This is a genomic window from Ruegeria sp. F5 (genome assembly GCF_056533845.1).
On record NZ_JBQFOU010000003.1, the window covers coordinates 320315 to 337593 of the forward strand.

General features: G+C 60.3%; 16 protein-coding genes. 10 read left to right on the plus strand and 6 right to left on the minus strand.

All coding sequences use genetic code 11. The features are described 5' to 3' along the window. Positions 1-4: 4 nt before the first annotated feature. Entirely contained in the window at positions 5-1117 is a 1113-nt protein-coding gene (gene aroB / locus ACR0K1_RS06490) for a 3-dehydroquinate synthase (RefSeq protein WP_480849323.1), read from the minus strand. Beyond that, entirely contained in the window at positions 1118-1705 is a 588-nt protein-coding gene (locus ACR0K1_RS06495; RefSeq protein WP_480610369.1) for a shikimate kinase, read from the minus strand. 79 nt (positions 1706-1784) lie between these two features. On the opposite strand from ACR0K1_RS06495, the gene ACR0K1_RS06500 reads away from it, so the two are divergent. From ACR0K1_RS06500 to ACR0K1_RS06540, 9 genes are all read left to right on the plus strand, one after another. Next, positions 1785-1934, plus strand: coding sequence for a hypothetical protein (locus ACR0K1_RS06500; RefSeq protein ID WP_480610367.1), 150 nt, complete (start codon positions 1785-1787; stop codon positions 1932-1934). Then, a complete protein-coding gene (locus tag ACR0K1_RS06505; RefSeq protein WP_480849326.1) occupies positions 1924-3450 on the plus strand; it encodes a hypothetical protein in 1527 nt (508 codons plus the stop codon). The genes ACR0K1_RS06500 and ACR0K1_RS06505 overlap by 11 nt, the downstream gene beginning before the upstream one ends. Continuing rightward, positions 3447-4400: a tyrosine recombinase gene (locus tag ACR0K1_RS06510; protein ID WP_480849328.1), complete on the plus strand. Its 954-nt coding sequence runs from the start codon at positions 3447-3449 to the stop codon at positions 4398-4400. The genes ACR0K1_RS06505 and ACR0K1_RS06510 overlap by 4 nt, the downstream gene beginning before the upstream one ends. A 63-nt stretch (positions 4401-4463) precedes the next feature. After that, the gene (locus ACR0K1_RS06515; RefSeq protein WP_480610362.1) at positions 4464-5771 is read left to right on the plus strand and encodes an HlyC/CorC family transporter; all 1308 of its coding nucleotides are present in this window, start codon (positions 4464-4466) and stop codon (positions 5769-5771) included. Between the two features lie 106 nt (positions 5772-5877). Then, positions 5878-8295 carry a GcvT family protein gene (locus ACR0K1_RS06520; RefSeq protein WP_480849329.1) on the plus strand — a complete coding sequence of 806 codons (2418 nt, stop codon included), beginning with the start codon at positions 5878-5880 and terminating at the stop codon, positions 8293-8295. 31 nt (positions 8296-8326) lie between these two features. Beyond that, entirely contained in the window at positions 8327-8926 is a 600-nt protein-coding gene (locus tag ACR0K1_RS06525) for a nucleotidyltransferase family protein (protein ID WP_480610359.1), read from the plus strand. Between the two features lie 750 nt (positions 8927-9676). Next, positions 9677-11113, plus strand: coding sequence for a DegQ family serine endoprotease (locus tag ACR0K1_RS06530; RefSeq protein WP_480849331.1), 1437 nt, complete (start codon positions 9677-9679; stop codon positions 11111-11113). Between the two features lie 178 nt (positions 11114-11291). Further along, a complete protein-coding gene (locus ACR0K1_RS06535) occupies positions 11292-11972 on the plus strand; it encodes a response regulator transcription factor (RefSeq protein ID WP_480610356.1) in 681 nt (226 codons plus the stop codon). After that, entirely contained in the window at positions 11965-13335 is a 1371-nt protein-coding gene (locus ACR0K1_RS06540) for a sensor histidine kinase (RefSeq protein WP_480610354.1), read from the plus strand. The genes ACR0K1_RS06535 and ACR0K1_RS06540 overlap by 8 nt, the downstream gene beginning before the upstream one ends. Here the strand turns inward: ACR0K1_RS06540 and ACR0K1_RS06545 are convergent. From ACR0K1_RS06545 to ACR0K1_RS06555, 3 genes are read right to left on the minus strand one after another with little or no spacing between them, the layout of a single operon-like run. Next, positions 13332-13799 carry a CYTH domain-containing protein gene (locus ACR0K1_RS06545; protein ID WP_480610352.1) on the minus strand — a complete coding sequence of 156 codons (468 nt, stop codon included), beginning with the start codon at positions 13797-13799 and terminating at the stop codon, positions 13332-13334. The two genes, ACR0K1_RS06540 and ACR0K1_RS06545, sit on opposite strands and share 4 nt — an antisense overlap. Beyond that, positions 13796-14551, minus strand: coding sequence for a ParA family protein (locus ACR0K1_RS06550; protein ID WP_480610350.1), 756 nt, complete (start codon positions 14549-14551; stop codon positions 13796-13798). The genes ACR0K1_RS06545 and ACR0K1_RS06550 overlap by 4 nt, the downstream gene beginning before the upstream one ends. Then, a complete protein-coding gene (locus tag ACR0K1_RS06555) occupies positions 14548-16071 on the minus strand; it encodes a CHAD domain-containing protein (RefSeq protein WP_480849335.1) in 1524 nt (507 codons plus the stop codon). The genes ACR0K1_RS06550 and ACR0K1_RS06555 overlap by 4 nt, the downstream gene beginning before the upstream one ends. A gap of 299 nt (positions 16072-16370) precedes the next feature. Here ACR0K1_RS06555 and ACR0K1_RS06560 point away from each other — a divergent pair, with 299 nt between their 5' ends. After that, positions 16371-16718, plus strand: coding sequence for a TfoX/Sxy family protein (locus ACR0K1_RS06560; protein WP_480610346.1), 348 nt, complete (start codon positions 16371-16373; stop codon positions 16716-16718). Positions 16719-16779: 61 nt separating this feature from the next. Here ACR0K1_RS06560 and ndk read toward each other — a convergent pair whose 3' ends face one another. Beyond that, entirely contained in the window at positions 16780-17202 is a 423-nt protein-coding gene (ndk, locus tag ACR0K1_RS06565; protein WP_008757405.1) for a nucleoside-diphosphate kinase, read from the minus strand. Positions 17203-17279 lie beyond the last annotated feature (77 nt).

Here is a 17279-nt window from a genome sequence, read left to right on the forward strand (position 1 = left end):
GCAATCAAGCCGTTGCCAAAGCGTCCTGCAGCACCGACAGAACCGCATCCCGCGGCACGTCCGAAGTCACAAAGGCCTGTCCGATCCCCCGCGCCAGAATGAACCGCAGCTGTCCGTCAACGACTTTTTTGTCCTGCGCCATCAGATCAACAAGCGCCTCTGCCCCCGGCAGGTCACCGGGAATATCGGCCAGATCGGTTTTCATCCCCATCGCCCGCAGATGCGCCCGCACGCGGCTGGGGTCTTCCTGCGAACACAGACCCAGACGCGAGGATAACTCGAACGCCAGTGCGCACCCGATGGCTACGCCCTCGCCATGCAACAGCCGGTCGGAATAGCCCGTCGCGGCCTCGAGCGCGTGACAGAAGGTATGGCCCAAGTTCAACAGCGCCCGGTCGCCCTGCTCGGTTTCGTCCCGCGCCACGATGTCGGCCTTCATCTGGACCGAACGGGTTACGGCCTGAACACGCGCGGCCATATCGCCCGAAGCCAGAATGGGGCCATTGGTTTCAAGCCATTCAAAGAATTTGGCATCGCCCAACAGGCCGTATTTCACAACCTCGCCATAGCCCGCAAGAAAATCGCGTGCGGTCAGGGTGCCCAAAACGGATGTATCCGCCAGAACCAGAGAGGGCTGGTGAAACGCCCCGATCAGGTTCTTGCCCTGCGGCGCATTGATGCCGGTCTTGCCGCCCACGGAACTGTCGACCTGCGCCAGCAAAGATGTCGGCACCTGCACAAACCGCACCCCGCGCCGCATCACCGCAGCCGCAAACCCCACGAGGTCCCCGATGACGCCGCCGCCGAGAGCGACCACAACATCGCGGCGCTCGATCTTTTCCGCCAGCAACCACTCGGCGGCGCGTTCGAAATGCGGCCAGCTTTTGGTGGCCTCACCGGCGGGCAGAGTCAGTGCTGTCATCTCAATGCCAGCGGTCGCCAAGCCGTCGCGCAGCGCGTCCAGATGCAGCCGCGCCACATTGTCATCCGTCAGAACCGCAACTTTTGGCCGATGCAGCAAAGGCGCGATCCGCGCGCCCGCCTGCGCCAGCAAATCGGGCCCGATTTCAACGTCATACGAGCGTTCGCCCAGCTCAACATGTACGGTCTGATGCATCTACTTCCGTTCCAAAACGTCAGGGCGCGCGGTCAGGGCCTGCAGCACCCGCTCTACCATATTGTCAATCGAGACTTCCCCGTCCGACAGCACCGTCAGATCGGCCTCGGCATAGATCGGGACGCGCGCTTCGTACAGGCCTTTGAGCGTGGCATAGGGGTCGGGCGTGCGCAGCAACGGGCGCGTGTCCTTGTGGCGCACCCGGTTCCACAGCACATTCAGGTCTGCCCGCAGCCAGACCGAGGCCCCGCGCTGGGTGATCATGCGCCTGTTCTCCTCGGACAGAAACGCGCCACCGCCGGTGGACAGGATGCCTTTTTCCTCATCCAGCAGCCGACCGATGATCTGAGATTCCTTGCTGCGGAAAAAGGGTTCGCCATCGCGTTCGAAAATCTCGGGGATGGTCATGTTCGCCGCCGATTCGATCTCGGCATCGCTGTCGAGGAAGGGCACACCCAGCCGCGCAGCCAGTGCCCGGCCCACCGCCGTTTTCCCGGCGCCCATCATGCCCACCAGAACCACGGTTTTGTGCAGATCAAAGCCCGGCCGTGTGTCCGCTGAGTGAGTGTTATGCTTTATTTCGCTCATTTAACCGTGAATGACGTGATCTTGGAAAAAATGCCAGTTATAACTTGGTCAAAATCAAAAATTGAGGCAGCGTGGCGCCATGGGCCGTCTGATCAAGTTCCTGATATATATCATTTGCCTGGGGTTCATCGGGCTGGTGGGCTATGCCTATCTCGGCCCGTTTTTCGGCGCGGATTTTTCGGCTCCGCAGGGCGAAATCCGCGAACCGGTCACGCTGGATGTCGATTAAGCCCGCATTGCTGGCGCTCTTTCTGGCCGGACCGGCATTTGCGCAAGAGCCGCTGTCGGCCATCGACTGGCTGACGAATCCGCCGGAAAACCTGCCCGGGACGGTACTGCTGGAACCGCCGGTGACCCAGAATGGCGGTCAGCCGGACGTTGTGGTCACGCCGCTTGAAGCGCTGTCGCAACCTTTGGGGCTGGTGTCTTCGTCGGTGACTGGCCTGCCCGTGGATCTGTGGCAGGGCAGCGACCCCGAGCGTCTGGCCGAACTGATCGCGCGCGTTCCCGTCAAATACAACCCGGCCATGCAGCGCCTGCTGTTTACTCTGCTGCTGACCGAGGCACGCTCGCCCGCTGGCCCGGGTGCCGAAGAAACCTTGCTTCTGGGCCGCCTCGACCGCCTGATGCAGCTTGGCGCGGCGGACCCTGTTCAGTCGCTGGTACAACTGGCTGGTCCCACGAATTCGCAAGATCGGTTTCAGCGCTGGTTCGATGCCACGCTTCTGACCGGCGATGAAGACCGCAGTTGCACCGCCCTGACCGCGCAGCCGCATCTGTCGGATGACTACGCCGCGCAGATTTTCTGCAAGGCCCGCCGGGGGGATTGGGCCTCGGCCGCGCTGACGCTGGAAGCGGCGCATGCGCTGGACATTCTGCCGCCCGAGCAACTGGACTTGCTGGATCGGTTCCTCAGCCCTGAACTGTTCGAAGACGCGGCCTATTTGCCGCAACCGGACAACCCCGACCCGCTCAGCTTTCGCCTGTTCGAAGCGATCGGGGAACGCCTGCCCTCGGCCCCGCTGCCGCGTGCGTTCGCAAACGCGGACCTGCGCGATGTGGCCGGTTGGAAAGCCCAGATCGAAGCGGCTGAGCGTCTGACCCGGATCGGAGCGCTGACGCCGAACCAATTGCTTGGCCTATACACCGAACGCGACCCGGCGGCGTCCGGCGCGGTTTGGGATCGGGTTGCAGCGGTCCAGCGGTTTGAGAGCGCGCTGAATACCCGCAACCCCGAGGCCATTGGCAAAACCCTTCCCGACGTTTGGCAACAGATGCGCAGCGTCGGGCTCGAGGTCGCCTTTGCCGAACTGTTTGCCGAGCCGCTGTTCGACCTTACCCTCCCAATGCCAGCGGCGGAAAATCTGCGCTGGCAGGTTTTGATGCTGTCCGACCTCTATGAGAAGGCCGCGTTGGAGCCACCCGACGACTCGGTCGAAACGCAGTTCCTGACAGCGCTGGCGCAGGGCGATCCCGCGCGTTCGCCCTCGCCCTCACCCACGGCAGATGCGATTGCCGAAGGGTTTGTCTGGGCTGCGCCGGTGCCATCAGACATAGATGCGCTGCTGACCAACGGGCAACTGGGCGAGGCAATTTTGGAAACCATGAACCTGTTTGCCCACGGCGCGCGCGGCAATCTGGTCGACTTGACGGCAGCCATCGCCACCTTGAGGCGCGTGGGTCTGGAAGACACCGCCCGGCGCGCTGCGTTGAACCTGCTGATCCTGCAGGACCGCCGCCTGTGACCGGCCCGGCTTCGCCAGAACTGTGGATATCCACCTTCCTTCAGGCCCAGGCCGCCGAACTAGGGGCGGCGACCAACACGTTGCTGGCCTACGGGCGGGACCTCAAGGACTTTGCGGCGTGGTTGAAGCATCGCAATGTCGGATTTGATCAGGCCGACCGGGACCGGATCGAGGCCTATCTGATCGATTGCGACGATCAGGGCTTGTCCCGATCCACCCGCGCGCGGCGCTTGTCGGCGATCAAGCAACTGTACCGGTTCGCGTTCGAAGAAGGCTGGCGTGAAACCAACCCTGCCATTCAGATCAAAGGGCCCGGTCGGCAGAAACGGCTGCCCAAAACGCTGGATGTCCCCGAGGTGGACCGGCTGCTGGCCGCCGCCCGCGAAACAGGGCGCAGCCCGGCGGATCGAGAGCGCAACACCTGTCTGATGGAGTTGCTCTACGCCACCGGCATGCGCGTGACCGAGCTTGTGTCGCTGCCGGTCTCATCCGCGCGGGGCGACCCGAGGATGCTGCTGGTTCTGGGCAAAGGCGGCAAGGAACGAATGGTGCCCCTATCCCGACCTGCCCGCGATGCGCTGTCTGATTGGCTGAAAACCCGCGACGAGGCCGAGGATCAGGTGGTCGAAAAAGGCGGGCAACGGTCCCGGTTCCTGTTTCCGTCACGCGGGAAGTCCGGACACTTGACCCGGCACATGTTCTTTCACCTGATCAAGGAACTGGCGGTTCAGGGTGGTGTTTCCCCTGAAAAAGTCACCCCCCACACCCTGCGCCACGCCTTTGCCACGCATCTGTTGGCCAACGGCGCGGACTTGCGGTCGATACAGACCCTGCTTGGCCATGCCGATGTCGCCACCACCGAAATCTACACGCATGTTCTGGATGAGCGGCTGGCCGAACTGGTGTTGGAGCATCACCCGCTGGCGAAAGACCCTGACAACAAGGGCTAACCCCTTGATCCGGCGGGGCCGCATCCCCATAACGGATGCACGTACTCGAACAAACAAGGACCGATGGAACCCACATCCTCTCTGATCGACGGCGCATTCTGGCTTACGTCAGGCGCCATTCTGCTTTTGCTTGTCCTGTCGGGCTTTTTCTCGGGATCAGAAACGGCTTTGACCGCGTCCTCGCGCGGGAAACTGCGCGCGCAGGCCGACAAGGGCTCGCGCGGAGCGAAAAAAGCGCTCGAGATCACCGATGATAACGAGAGGCTGATCGGCTCGGTCCTGCTGGGCAACAACCTTGTAAACATCCTTGCCGCCTCGTTGGCGACGGCGCTGTTCACCCGGCTGTTCGGCGAAAGCGGTGTTGCGCTGGCCACGCTGGTCATGACCCTGCTGGTTCTGGTTTTTGCCGAGGTTCTGCCCAAGACCTACGCGATCACCAATTCGGAAAAGGCCGCATCCGCAGTTGCGCCGATCATCGGCGTTGTCGTCACCGTCTTCTCGCCCATCGTCGCGGCAGTGCGCTTGCTGGTCCGCGGCGTGCTGAGCCTGTTCGGCGTCAAGATCGACCCCGACAGCAACATCCTAGCCGTGCGCGAGGAAATCGCCGGTGCCCTGCAGCTTGGCCATTCCGAGGGCGTGGTCGAAAAGGAAGACCGCGACCGCATCCTTGGCGCACTCGATCTGGGCGAGCGTGCGGTTGAAGAGATCATGCTGCACCGCTCGAACATCGAGATGATCGACGCCGATGCCCCGCCCGAAGATATTCTGAAGCAGTGTCTGGAAAGCCCCCATACCCGCCTGCCCGTATTCCGGGATGAACCCGAGAACATCGTAGGCGTCGTACACGCAAAGGACCTGTTCCGCGCCATGTACGCGCAGGTCGGCGGCGCTGACGGGGATACGGACAAGCTGAAATCCTTCGACATCTCGAAGGTGGCGAATGATCCGTATTTCGTGCCCGAGACCACCACTCTGGACGATCAGATGCGGGAATTCCTGCGCATGCACAGCCATTTTGCGCTGGTCGTTGACGAATATGGCTCGCTGCGCGGCCTGATCACGCTCGAGGACATTCTGGAAGAGATCGTGGGTGAGATTGCCGACGAGTTCGACATCGAAGAAGAGGTTCCGGTCACGCGCACCGAAGATGGCCAGTATCTGGTCGAAGGGGCGATGACGATCCGCGACGTGAACCGCGCGATGGAGTGGTCCCTGCCGGATGAAGAGGCCAACACGCTGGCCGGTTTGGTGATCCACGAAGCTCAGATGATTCCGGTGGTCGGGCAAGTGTTTTCCTTCCACGGCTTCCGGTTCGAAGTGACTGCGCGTGAAGGCAACCGGATAACCGGACTGAAGATCCGTCCGCTTTAGGGTTGGGCGATCCGCGCACCCGCTTCCAGCGACATGTTTTGTCGGTTTTCGTCTTGCATCACTGGCCCTGCCGATCAGACTGGCACAAATTCTGACGGAGGCTTGCATGAAACTCGAAACCCGCGTGGCGGTCATTGGTGGTGGTGTCGTTGGCTGTTCCGTCCTCTACCATCTGACAAAGCTCGGCTGGTCCGACGTGATGCTGTTAGAGCGGTCCGAACTGACCAGCGGGTCCACTTGGCATGCGGCAGGCGGGTTTCACACGCTGAACGGCGACACCAATATGGCGGCGCTGCAGGGATATACGATCCGTCTGTACAAGGAACTGGAAGAGATCACCGGCATGTCCTGCGGCTTGCACCATGTGGGAGGGGTGACGCTGGCCGACAATCAGGACCGGTTCGACATGTTGCTGGCCGAACGTGCCAAACACCGGTTCATGGGGTTGGAAACGGAAATCGTCGGCCCGGAAGAGATCAAAAAGATTGCTCCGATCACCAATACCGACGGCATCATCGGCGCGCTTTACGATCCGCTGGACGGCCATCTTGATCCGTCCGGCACCACCCATGCCTATGCCAAGGCCGCGCGGATGGGCGGGGCGACGATCGAAACGCACTGCATGGTGCGGGAAACCAACCAACGCCCCGATGGCACATGGGATGTGGTCACTGACAAGGGCACCATCCACGCCGAACACATCGTCAACGCAGGCGGCCTTTGGGCGCGTGAGGTTGGCGCGATGGCGGGCATTTACTTCCCCCTGCACCCGATGGAGCACCAGTATCTTGTGACGGACTCGATCCCGCAGATCGAGGCGATCATCGACGCGGGCGGCGAGCACCCGCATGTGATGGACCCTGCCGGGGAAAGCTATCTGCGGCAGGAAGGTCGGGGGTTGTGCATCGGATTCTACGAACAGCCCTGCAAGCCCTGGGCGGTCGACGGAACGCCTTGGGACTTCGGGCACGAATTGCTGCCCGACAATTACGACAAGATCACCGACAGTATCGAGTTTGCCTACTCCCGCTTCCCGGTTCTGGCCGAAGCCGGGGTGAAATCGGTCATCCACGGGCCGTTTACCTTTGCGCCCGATGGCAATCCTCTGGTCGGGCCGGTTCCAGGGGTGCGGAACTATTGGTCCGCCTGTGGTGTCATGGCCGGGTTCAGTCAGGGTGGCGGCGTCGGGCTGACGCTGGCGCAGTGGATGATCGAGGGCGAGCCGGAACGGGATGTCTTTGCCATGGATGTGGCGCGGTTCGGCGACTGGATCAGCCCCGGCTACACCCGCCCCAAGGTGATCGAGAACTACCAAAAAAGGTTCAGCGTTGCCTATCCAAACGAGGAACTGCCCGCCGCGCGTCCTAACCGCACGACGCCGATGTACGACATCTTCAGCGATCTGGGCGCGGTCTGGGGCCAGCAATACGGGCTGGAAGTGCCGAACTATTTCGCGCAAGACGGCGAGCCGGGTTACGAAACCCCCTCTTTCCGCCGCTCGGACGCGTTTGAGGCAACAGGGCGCGAGGTCCGGGCGGTGCGTCAGGGCGTCGGGATCAATGAGGTCCACAATTTCGGCAAGTACCGCGTCACCGGACCCGGCGCGCGCGACTGGCTGGACCGGATCATGGCCGGGCGCATCCCTCAGCCGGGCCGGGTGTCCCTGACCCCGATGCTGTCGCCCAAGGGCAAGCTGATCGGCGATTTCACCGTCTCATGCCTGAGCGAAACATGCTTCCAACTCACCGCCTCGTACGGCAGTCAGGCGTTCCACATGCGCTGGTTCCAGCAGCTGGGCCAGCCCGGTGTGACGGTCGATAATATCTCGGACCGGCTGAACGGGTTCCAGATCGCAGGGCCAAAAGCCGCCGAGGTTCTGAGCGCCTGCACGCGCGACGACGTCTCGACGTTGCGGTTTCTGGACGTGCGCCCGATGACCGTCGGCATGACCGACTGCATCGTTCAGCGGGTCAGCTATACCGGCGATCTGGGCTACGAGATTTACTGTGATCCGATGGCCCAGCGGCAGTTATGGTGGACCTTGTGGCAGGCCGGTGAACCGCATGGCATGGTCCCGTTCGGCATGCGGGCCATGATGTCACTGCGTCTGGACAAGTTCTTTGGATCGTGGATGCGGGAATTCTCGCCCGACTACACGGCGGCGGAAACCGGGCTGGATCGGTTCATCTCGTTTTCGAAGAACGCAGATTTCATCGGGCGCACAGCAGCCGAGGCCGAAAGGTCCGGCGGCGCGTCCCGTAAACTGGTCGCCTTCGACGTCGATGCGGACGACGCGGACGTTAACGCATACGAACCGATCTGGCTGGACGGGGCCGTTGTCGGGTTCTGCACGTCAGGCGGGTATTCCCATTTCGCCGGAAAATCCGTCGCCATGGGCTTTCTGCCAACCGACCGCGCCGTTGACGGGCTGGAGGTAGAGATCGAAATCCTCGGCCAGATGCGCAGGGCCCGCGTGATTTCAACCCCGCTTTTCGACGCCGATGGCGCGCGTATGAGGGGATGACTTCCCCTGCGGTCAACGGCATGTTGGCCGCATGAGCCGGATTCCGATCATCCTGTTGGCCGCTGGCCAATCCCGCCGCATGGGCGGAACAGACAAGCTGATGCAAGAGGTCGATGGCATGCCGCTGATCCGGCGTATCGCGATTGCTGCGCGTGCGGTCGGCCCGGTGATCGTGGCCCTGCCCCCAGCCCCACACCCCAGACATGACGCCATCGATGATCTTGACGTGCAAAAAGTTCCAATTCCCAACGCCGCTGAAGGGATGAACGCCAGCCTGCGCGGCGCGCTGGCGCATGTTCTACCAAACGCCCCAGCGGTGATGGTGGCACTTTCGGACCTGCCGGATCTGACCACGCAAGATCTGGCCGCAGTCCTGCAATCCAGAGTAAACCACCCCGATCACCTGATCTGGCGCGGCGCGACCGAGGACGGCAAACCCGGTCATCCCGTCCTGTTTGACCGAAGCCTGTTTGACGAGTTGTCCGCGTTGAAGGGCGATGATGGCGCGCAAGCCGTCGTGCGTTCGCATAAGGACAAAGTACACCTGCACCGCCTGCCCGGGCGGAATGCGCTGTTGGACCTCGACACGCCCGAGGATTGGGCAGCATGGCGCGCAGATCGCACCCCGTAAATGAACACGGCCCGGTCGTTTCCGACCGGGCCGGTTGCCCAAAACAGGACTACCACTTTTCACCAATCCCAAAAACGCAGCCAGATCACCACACAGGTGTACTGGTCAATCCGCTGCTGAACCGAAACAAGACCCCCTCGTTAACATGCCGCTAGCGCTTTTTAGACTGAGCTAGCCGTCGGCACCCCCTAGTGCCTTCGGCTCCCCCTTACTTGGGCAAGTTCATCCTCCCCGATCCGAAGTCTCGAAACAACGTAAAATTGGAGGAAACGGTTAAGTTTGGCGAAAGGTGTTTGGCATTTGCGCAACATCTTGCCGGAGGCAGCACCACTTTAAGGAGAGTGCAATTTTTAGCCGCACAACGATAACAGTCGTTATGCACAAACTTTTAGCCTGCATTGAAAACAAATAAAATGGTTTATTCGCGGCTCACCTAACATACGCAAAACGACATACAATCCAAAGGTGAATTGCCGGGTTTGGGTCAAGGCGATAGCCCGTTTGTCAACCAAACTGATTTAATTCAACGTTTTTGAAAATTTGACACCGATTTCGGCAACAATTCTCCGATTCGAATGCAGGATTTGTGGCGAAACGAACGAATCCACGGCCGTCACCGCCGCTACAGGACAGGGCCTTTGTGGCGAAATTAAGATTTCTTAATGGACCAGTCAGCAAAGACACAGGTTTGACGGGCATCTGCTGTTCCAACGCGCGGCTGTAATCGCGCGGTACATACAGGAGACACACATGAGCATCCGTAAATCCCCGCTTCTTTTGCCGCGCACATCCAACTGGATCGGCGTCGGTGCGTTAGGGGCCGCCATGCTGGCCACGACCGCCCTGCCCTCAATGGCGGATGAAGCGCTGGCCGATCTGGTTGAAAGCGTATCACCTTCGGTCGTGACCATTATCGCCGAGCAGGACGCCGCACCTGCACCGGCACAGGGACAAAATTTCGATTTCGAAGGCCACCCGTTCCAGGAATTCTTCAAGCGCTTCGGCCGCCCGGAAGGGTTCAACATGCCCCAGCGCGGCCCGGCTCAGGGCCTTGGGTCCGGCTTCGTTCTGGATGAGGCTGGCTATATCGTCACCAACCACCACGTGGTCGACAATGCCTCGACCATCACCGTCCGGCTGAACGACGACCGCACATTCGAAGCCGAAGTGATCGGCACCGACCCGCTGACCGATATCGCTGTGCTGAAAATCGACGCCGGTGAAACGCTGCAAGCTGTTGAAATGGGTGATAGCGAAGTTATCCGCGTGGGCGAGGATGTCGTGGCCATCGGCAACCCGTTTGGCCTGAACTCGACGGTGACCACCGGCATCGTTTCGGCCAAGGGCCGCAACATCTCGCAGGGGCCCTATGCCGAATTCATCCAGACCGATGCGGCCATCAACAAGGGTAACTCGGGCGGACCGCTGTTCAACATGGAAGGCGAAGTGATCGGTGTGAACTCGGCCATCTATTCGCCAAGCGGCGGCTCGGTTGGGCTGGGTTTTGCGGTGACATCGAACATCGTCGAACATATCGCGGCAGACCTGCGCGATGATGGTCAGGTCAGCCGCGGCTGGCTGGGTGTCTCGATCCAGAATGTCAGCCCGGAACTTGCCGCGGCATTGGGCATCGACCAATCCGCAGGGGCTTTGGTGGCCGAGGTCGTCTCGGGCAGCCCGGCAGATGGCGTGCTGCAACAGGGCGACGTGATCCTGACCTTCAACGACGAGGATGTCGATTCAAGCAGCGATCTGCCTTTGCTGGTCGGCACCACCAAGGTTGGCACCAACAGCACCCTGACCGTGCTGCGCGACGGCAAACCGCAACAGGTTGAGTTGACGATCGGTCAGTATCAGACGGCCTCGGCCGATGCTGACACCACAGTTGACAGCAATGTCTCGGGCACGTCCCTGGGCGTCACCGTCGCCCCCCTGACCGACGCATCCCGCGCCGAGATGGGTGTTGGTGAAAACATCGATGGCGTGGTCGTGACCGAGCTGAAACCCGACAGCCCTGCCGCCAAGGCAGGCCTGCAACGCGGCGACGTGATCGTGAAACTGGGCAACCAGGACACCTTTACGCCGGATGCGCTGAAGGCGGCACTGGACAGCGAGAAAACCGATCCGGCCCTGGTGCTGATCAATCGCGGCGGCAACCAGATCTTTGTTGCGGTGGAAGTCGCCTGAACGAAGACCCGCGCGCGCCACTTGATGGGGAAATCTGGCGCGCGCCTCCCCGGCGGTTTGACTTGTCCGCGATCCGCCGGGTTGCCGGGTGCGTTCTCCGCACCCGGCAAGAGCATTGGTAAATCATGTGCTTTGAATGAATTTTGTGTTTAAATCCCGGTAGAAAGGAACCCGCATCATGAGCCGTCGCCTGCTGATCGTTGAAGATGACGAAGATACTCGGGACTTCATCGCCAAAGGGTTTGGGGAAGAAGGTTACGTTGTCGAGGTTGCCGCTGATGGCCGCGAAGGACTGTATCACGCGACCGATGGCGGGTTCGACGCGGTTGTGCTGGACCGGATGCTGCCGGGTCTGGACGGGCTCTCTTTGATCAAGTCCATGCGCGCGGCGGGCCTGAAAACCCCGGTCCTGATGCTGACCGCGATGAGCGCGGTGGATGAGCGGGTCAAAGGCCTGCGGTCCGGCGCTGATGACTATCTGGTGAAGCCGTTCTCGTTTCAGGAACTGCACGCCCGGATCGAGGCCTTGTTGCGTCGCCCGCAGGAATCCGAGGAGACCCCGACGCTTACCTGCAAGGACCTTGAGATGGACTTGCTGACGCGCAAAGTCACCCGCGACGGGCGCGAGATTACGCTGACCCCACGCGAGTTTCAGATCCTCGAGTTTTTCCTGCGCCGCAAAAACCGCGTCGTCTCGCGCACGATGCTGTTAGAGGGGGTCTGGGATTACCATTTCGACCCCAACACCAATGTCGTGGACGTTCATATCTCAAAGCTGCGCCGTCAGTTGGATGAGGGCGGAGAGATGCCGTTGATTGAAACCGTAAGGGGTGCAGGCTACATGATGTCTGATGGATAACCTGCGACTTTCCCTGAACAATTCACGCACACGGCTTGTCGTCGCCAGCATGGTTCTCAGCACCTTTCTGACGGCGACAGTTCTGGCTTTGGTCTATGTGACCGCCAATCGCAGCATTGAATCCGAAACCCGATCGGTCGTGTCGGCGGAACTGACCGGGCTGGCAGATGAATACGAACGACGCGGGCTGATTGGCCTGATCGCAGCCATCGAACGCCGGCTGCCGACCGCGTCCGAGCGGGATGCCATGTATCTGCTGACGGACCGGTTGGGCGTCACGCTGGTCGGCAACCTCAAAAGCTGGCCCACCAACATCACCGCTGGCAGCGGCTGGGTCGAACTGGACGTGCGGCGCGCGGATAATGATCAGCTGGTGCCCGTCTCAGCCGCGTCCATTCGCCTGCCCGGCGGTGAACGCTTGCTGGTGGGGCGCGACGCGGTCGCACGCCAACAGTTCGACCGTGTCCTGTTGCGCTCGGTGGCGCTTGCCCTTGGAATTGCGCTGGTTTTAAGCGTTCTGACAGGCTGGCTGTTCACCCGTCTGGTTTTCTCGCGGCTGTCCGATATTGCCAGCACCGCTGAGAACATCGTCTCTGGCGACCTGTCCCGGCGCATGCCTATGCGCGGAACCGGGGATGAATTCGATCAAGTCGCGGGAACGCTGAATAACATGCTCGACCGGATCGAGGAACTGATCAGCAACCTGCGCACCACGTCGAACTCGATCGCCCATGACTTGCGGTCGCCCCTCTCACGTCTGCGGCAACGGGTCGAGGCCCTGTCCGATCCGGGGAAAAGTGATCTGGACCGCGAGATCGACATCGCCCGCGCAACCGGCGAAATCGACCATGTTCTGCGGGTTCTGGGGCAACTCACCGATATCTCACGGGCCGAGGCCGGTCTGGGGCGCGAGCAGTTCGAACAGGTGGATTTGCAGCAACTGGTCAGCGATGCGGTTGAACTCTATGACCCCGTGGCGGCGGACAAGGGCATCCAGCTCGAGGTTTTGGGGCAAGTCGAACCGATCCAGGGCCACCGCCCCTTGTTGTCGCAGGCGCTTTCAAACCTGCTGGAAAATGCGATGCGCTATGCGCCGCAGGATACGGCGATCACGATCTCGATCGCGCGCGACGGCGAATTCACCCGCCTGAGCGTCCGCGACCGGGGCCCCGGCGTGCCCGAAAAAGACCTCCAGCAACTGCAAATGCCCTTTGTCACCCTTGATCCGGCACGGACCGAGCGCAATGCGGGACTTGGGCTTGCGCTCGTGGCCGCCATATCACGCATGCATGGCGGCGCGTTTTCTGCGCGCAACTGCGATCCGGGGCTTGAGACGACGATCAAGCTGGCCAATCAGCCCTAAGCGGGCACACCTTTGATCGCCATCGTCTTGTTTTTATAGCGTTTATCCGACGTCACATCTGCGCCGAACCATTCCGGCGGCCGAAACCCAACCGCCTCGGGTTCAGAGGTGAATTCCACCTCGACCAGACATAACGGCGCGAGGTTTCCCTGAAAGACATCCAACTCGAACGTCCGGCCATCCGGCAGTTGACTAGTAAACCGTTCCTTTTCTACCCGCCGGCTTTCGGTTTCCGGCCAGAACGTTTGGAATTGCTCCTGTGAAATCTCGGTCTCACGTTCGACCCGAACCAACCCTTCTCCGCCCTTGAGGGTCAGAAAATAGCGCTCACCCTTCTGGCGCAGGCGAAGTTCAGTCGAGTCGTCCGGCGCAGTCAGATAGCCCTGACGCACCACCGCCTTATCCGCGCCTTTCAGATCCGGCAGGCGTGCCACCAGAAACTTGCGCTCAATTTCCTTGCTCATTTGGACGAGATCACTCCGTTCTCAAGTTCATCAAACAGCGCCTGATAGGCCCCGCTGGCGGCGCTGCGCCGGGCATAGGTGCTGACCGGCGCGCGGTGCTGGCCCATCTTTTCGATATCCGCCGCGAACGGTATCGAGGTTTGCAGAAAACGCTTGCGGTACAGTTTGCGCATCTTCTCCATCGTTTCCTGATGCAGCGTCTTGCGCATTTGCACCATCGAGAAAAAGGCACGTAGCTTCTTTTTGCGCAATTTGTGCTCAGCGAAGAAACTCACCAACTGATCGAAAGTCCGCTCGGACAGGGTCGTCGGAATGACCGGCACCACGATTTCGTCGGCGGCTTTGAAAATATTCTCGGACAATGTCGAGAAGTTGGGCGGGCAGTCCAGAATGATCACGTCGTAATCGCTGCCCGCCGCGATCAGAGCCTTTTTCAGCCGCGACCGCTTGTTCCGCATCCGGGACAGAAACACATCGAAATCGCGGAAGGTCAGGTTCGCCGGAAGCACATCCAGCCCTTCGAAATCGCTGGCCCGGATCGCGTTTGTGAAACGTTTGACATCCTCGAAAAACCGGGCATCCGTCAACTTTTTCGAAGGCTTGACCCGAAAGTAGAACCCCGACGCCCCCTGCGGATCAAGATCGCACAGCAGCACCTGTTGACCCGCCTGAGCATAGGCATATGCCAAATTCACCGAGGTGGCGGTTTTGCCAACACCGCCCTTGTTGCTGTAACAGGCAATGATCTTCATCCATCGCTCCTTTTTTGGTGAAACAGGCTGCGGAAAAGCTGCCGAATGTCGGCGCTGTCAAACTGCTGGAAATTCGCAATCACGCGCGCCCGTTCGGCTTTTTGGCGCTGATCCAGCACCGCAATCAGCCCGCCTGCAGCCAGACCAAGCTGCGCATCGACCTGATCCCGGGCATTGCTTTGCTGTGAGACGAAATTCAGCAACGCCTCTTGCTGGACCGAATAATCGTTGAACAGGCCCAGGTTATCCTGAAGCCTTTTCAATGGCTTGATGATGGTTTTGAAATCACTTGCATTGAAGAGCGGCGCAAAGAACTCCATCAGATAGCGCAGTTTCTTGCAGTCGATCCGCAGGTCGTGCACAGCCTGATCCGGAGTCTCCTCGGAAATGCTGCGCGCCAGTTTGCAGACCTTGCGGTACCGTTTCCAGATCAAGGCGCAGGCATAGTCGTAAGCTGCACGGTTTGCATTCGGCCCCGGCTCTACCTTGCTGGTGTCGTTGAAAAGCTCGGCGAGCTTGACCATGGACGCGTCATAAGCTGCACTGCGCAACCGGCGGGACAAGCGCGATAATTCCTGTGCCCGTTCTTTTTCAAACCGGTCGAACATCATCTGCACACCGGCATGAAGATTTTGCGGTATCAGGCTGAAATACATATCCTTTTCCAGCAGATACACATCCAGATCGCGCGTCCGGCCGGTGACGGCCATAAGATCGGAAAAGACGCGTTTCAACTCAGCCGTCTGGCGTTCCGAGAAGACCCCCTTGAACAGGCTCAGGACCGATCGGATGCGCCGCAACGACACACGGAAGTCATGCAGGAACTCGGTATCGATATCGGCAATCACACCGCTTTCATTCTGACGCGCAACCGCAAGATATGTATAGATAATGTCCGTCGCGACTTGTATCGATGGTTCGTCTTTGCCCAATGGGATTTCGGGTTTGGCCTGATAAGGCTCCATCCCCGGAAAAAGGCCCTGAAACACCGCTTGGATCGTTTCATTGCCAGCAGTCAGCCCTTCGAGCGCGCTGTGAACCTCGGCAAAAGCGCGGTCATACCCTCTCAGCCTCTGAATTCTGACGATGGTGACCTGACCACTTTCAGACCTCAGCGTCAGCAGCTTACCGCGCACCTGTGTCTTTTCCAGGTCGTCCAGAATGGACAGGGCGCTTTCCTCGACCTCGCCTGCACCGATCACCATCAGGGCGCGCAGGGTCGGGAATCCCTTCAGCGCGTCGCGCACGGGGCCAGAGGGTAAATCCTGCGCAAAGCGACCGGCACCCTTTGCCTTTTGAAACCACGTCTGACCGTTGCCCTGCAGCAATTGCAGGGTTCCAGCCGCTTCAATAAGAATTCTGCCGCCATTGCGCAAAGACTGATCGTGGCAATCCAGAAACCGGCATGGCCGGGGCGCTGTCTGCCCGTCTTTCTGAACAGACATGTTCGTCAACGACTCTGCAAAAGCAGCCTCATCAAACACGCCCGGGATGACAAAGAACCCGTCTGTTTTTCGCATTACGACGTGCCCTTCCCCGAAGCCTCAAGATAGTCGCTCGCCAGAGTTTCCGCGATCTTCTGAACTCTTCAATCGCCCGGATCTTGCGCACCTTGAGGGTCTTGTCACCCAACCCGAACGGCGTGTTTGAATTGCGTTTGTCACACTAATCGCCGACGTCCCTGTTCTTGAAAATCCGGACCTCGTTCGACTGCGTGATGTCATGAAATCGCAATTCCCTCACATCGGCAAGCTGAATTAACCAAGGTCGGACCGTCTGCGCGGATGACAGTCGGTCGACGGCCCGCTAAGACAAACGCATGACTGACCCTGTCTCATCCATCCGAAATCTGGGCCCGGCCTTTGAACAGGCCTGTGCCCGCGCCGGGATCCACTCGGCGCAGGACCTGCGCGAACTGGGCGCGGATGCGGCCTATGCCCGACTGCTGCAGGCCGGAACCAAACCGCATTTCATCGGCTACTACGTACTGGTGATGGGCCTGCAGGGACGTCCGTGGAACGACTGTAAAGGCGATGAGAAAAAGGCGCTGCGCCAAAGATTTGACGCCATCAAGGCCAATACGCGCCCGGCCCTGAAAAGCAAGATGATCTCGGACCTTGATGCCATTGGGGTGCGCGTGTCACCGCAGGATATCGAACCGCTCTGAGCGCACGAAAAAGGCCGCATCCCCTGCGGGATACGGCCCCAGCATTCATTCGAAAGACGGATTAGCCGACCAGTTCGATGCCCGAGAAGAAATAGGCGATCTCAACCGCTGCGGTCTCGGGCGCATCGGAACCGTGGACCGAGTTTTCGCCGACCGATTCAGCGAACTCTGCGCGGATGGTGCCGGGGGCCGCGTCTGCGGGGTTGGTTGCACCCATGACTTCGCGGTTCTTGGCAATGGCGCCTTCGCCTTCCAGAACCTGCACAACGACCGGAGCCGACGACATGAATTCGCACAGTTCGTCATAGAACGGACGCTCGGCATGCACGTCATAGAACTTGCCCGCCTGAGCTTTGGTCATATGGATGCGCTTTTGCGCCACGATGCGCAGGCCAGCCTCTTCGAACTTGGCGTTGATTTTGCCAGTCAGGTTGCGGCGGGTTGCATCGGGTTTGATGATCGAGAATGTGCGTTCCAGTGCCATATCGGCCTCTCCTTACAATGTGGCGCGGGAGCGCGCCGAAATCCATCGCGCGCCGCCTAGCATGGTATTTGCATTAT

Bases quoted from the DNA above. Each gene is read 5' to 3' on its own strand.
- aroB (WP_480849323.1), bottom strand. From the start codon at position 1,117: ATGCATCAGACCGTACATGTTGAGCTGGGCGAACGCTCGTATGACGTT.
- ACR0K1_RS06495 (WP_480610369.1), bottom strand. From the start codon at position 1,705: ATGAGCGAAATAAAGCATAACACTCACTCAGCGGACACACGGCCGGGC.
- ACR0K1_RS06500 (WP_480610367.1), top strand. From the start codon at position 1,785: ATGGGCCGTCTGATCAAGTTCCTGATATATATCATTTGCCTGGGGTTC.
- ACR0K1_RS06505 (WP_480849326.1), top strand. From the start codon at position 1,924: ATGTCGATTAAGCCCGCATTGCTGGCGCTCTTTCTGGCCGGACCGGCA.
- ACR0K1_RS06515 (WP_480610362.1), top strand. From the start codon at position 4,464: ATGGAACCCACATCCTCTCTGATCGACGGCGCATTCTGGCTTACGTCA.
- ACR0K1_RS06520 (WP_480849329.1), top strand. From the start codon at position 5,878: ATGAAACTCGAAACCCGCGTGGCGGTCATTGGTGGTGGTGTCGTTGGC.
- ACR0K1_RS06525 (WP_480610359.1), top strand. From the start codon at position 8,327: ATGAGCCGGATTCCGATCATCCTGTTGGCCGCTGGCCAATCCCGCCGC.
- ACR0K1_RS06530 (WP_480849331.1), top strand. From the start codon at position 9,677: ATGAGCATCCGTAAATCCCCGCTTCTTTTGCCGCGCACATCCAACTGG.
- ACR0K1_RS06535 (WP_480610356.1), top strand. From the start codon at position 11,292: ATGAGCCGTCGCCTGCTGATCGTTGAAGATGACGAAGATACTCGGGAC.
- ACR0K1_RS06540 (WP_480610354.1), top strand. From the start codon at position 11,965: ATGGATAACCTGCGACTTTCCCTGAACAATTCACGCACACGGCTTGTC.
- ACR0K1_RS06545 (WP_480610352.1), bottom strand. From the start codon at position 13,799: ATGAGCAAGGAAATTGAGCGCAAGTTTCTGGTGGCACGCCTGCCGGAT.
- ACR0K1_RS06550 (WP_480610350.1), bottom strand. From the start codon at position 14,551: ATGAAGATCATTGCCTGTTACAGCAACAAGGGCGGTGTTGGCAAAACC.
- ACR0K1_RS06555 (WP_480849335.1), bottom strand. From the start codon at position 16,071: ATGCGAAAAACAGACGGGTTCTTTGTCATCCCGGGCGTGTTTGATGAG.
- ACR0K1_RS06560 (WP_480610346.1), top strand. From the start codon at position 16,371: ATGACTGACCCTGTCTCATCCATCCGAAATCTGGGCCCGGCCTTTGAA.
- ndk (WP_008757405.1), bottom strand. From the start codon at position 17,202: ATGGCACTGGAACGCACATTCTCGATCATCAAACCCGATGCAACCCGC.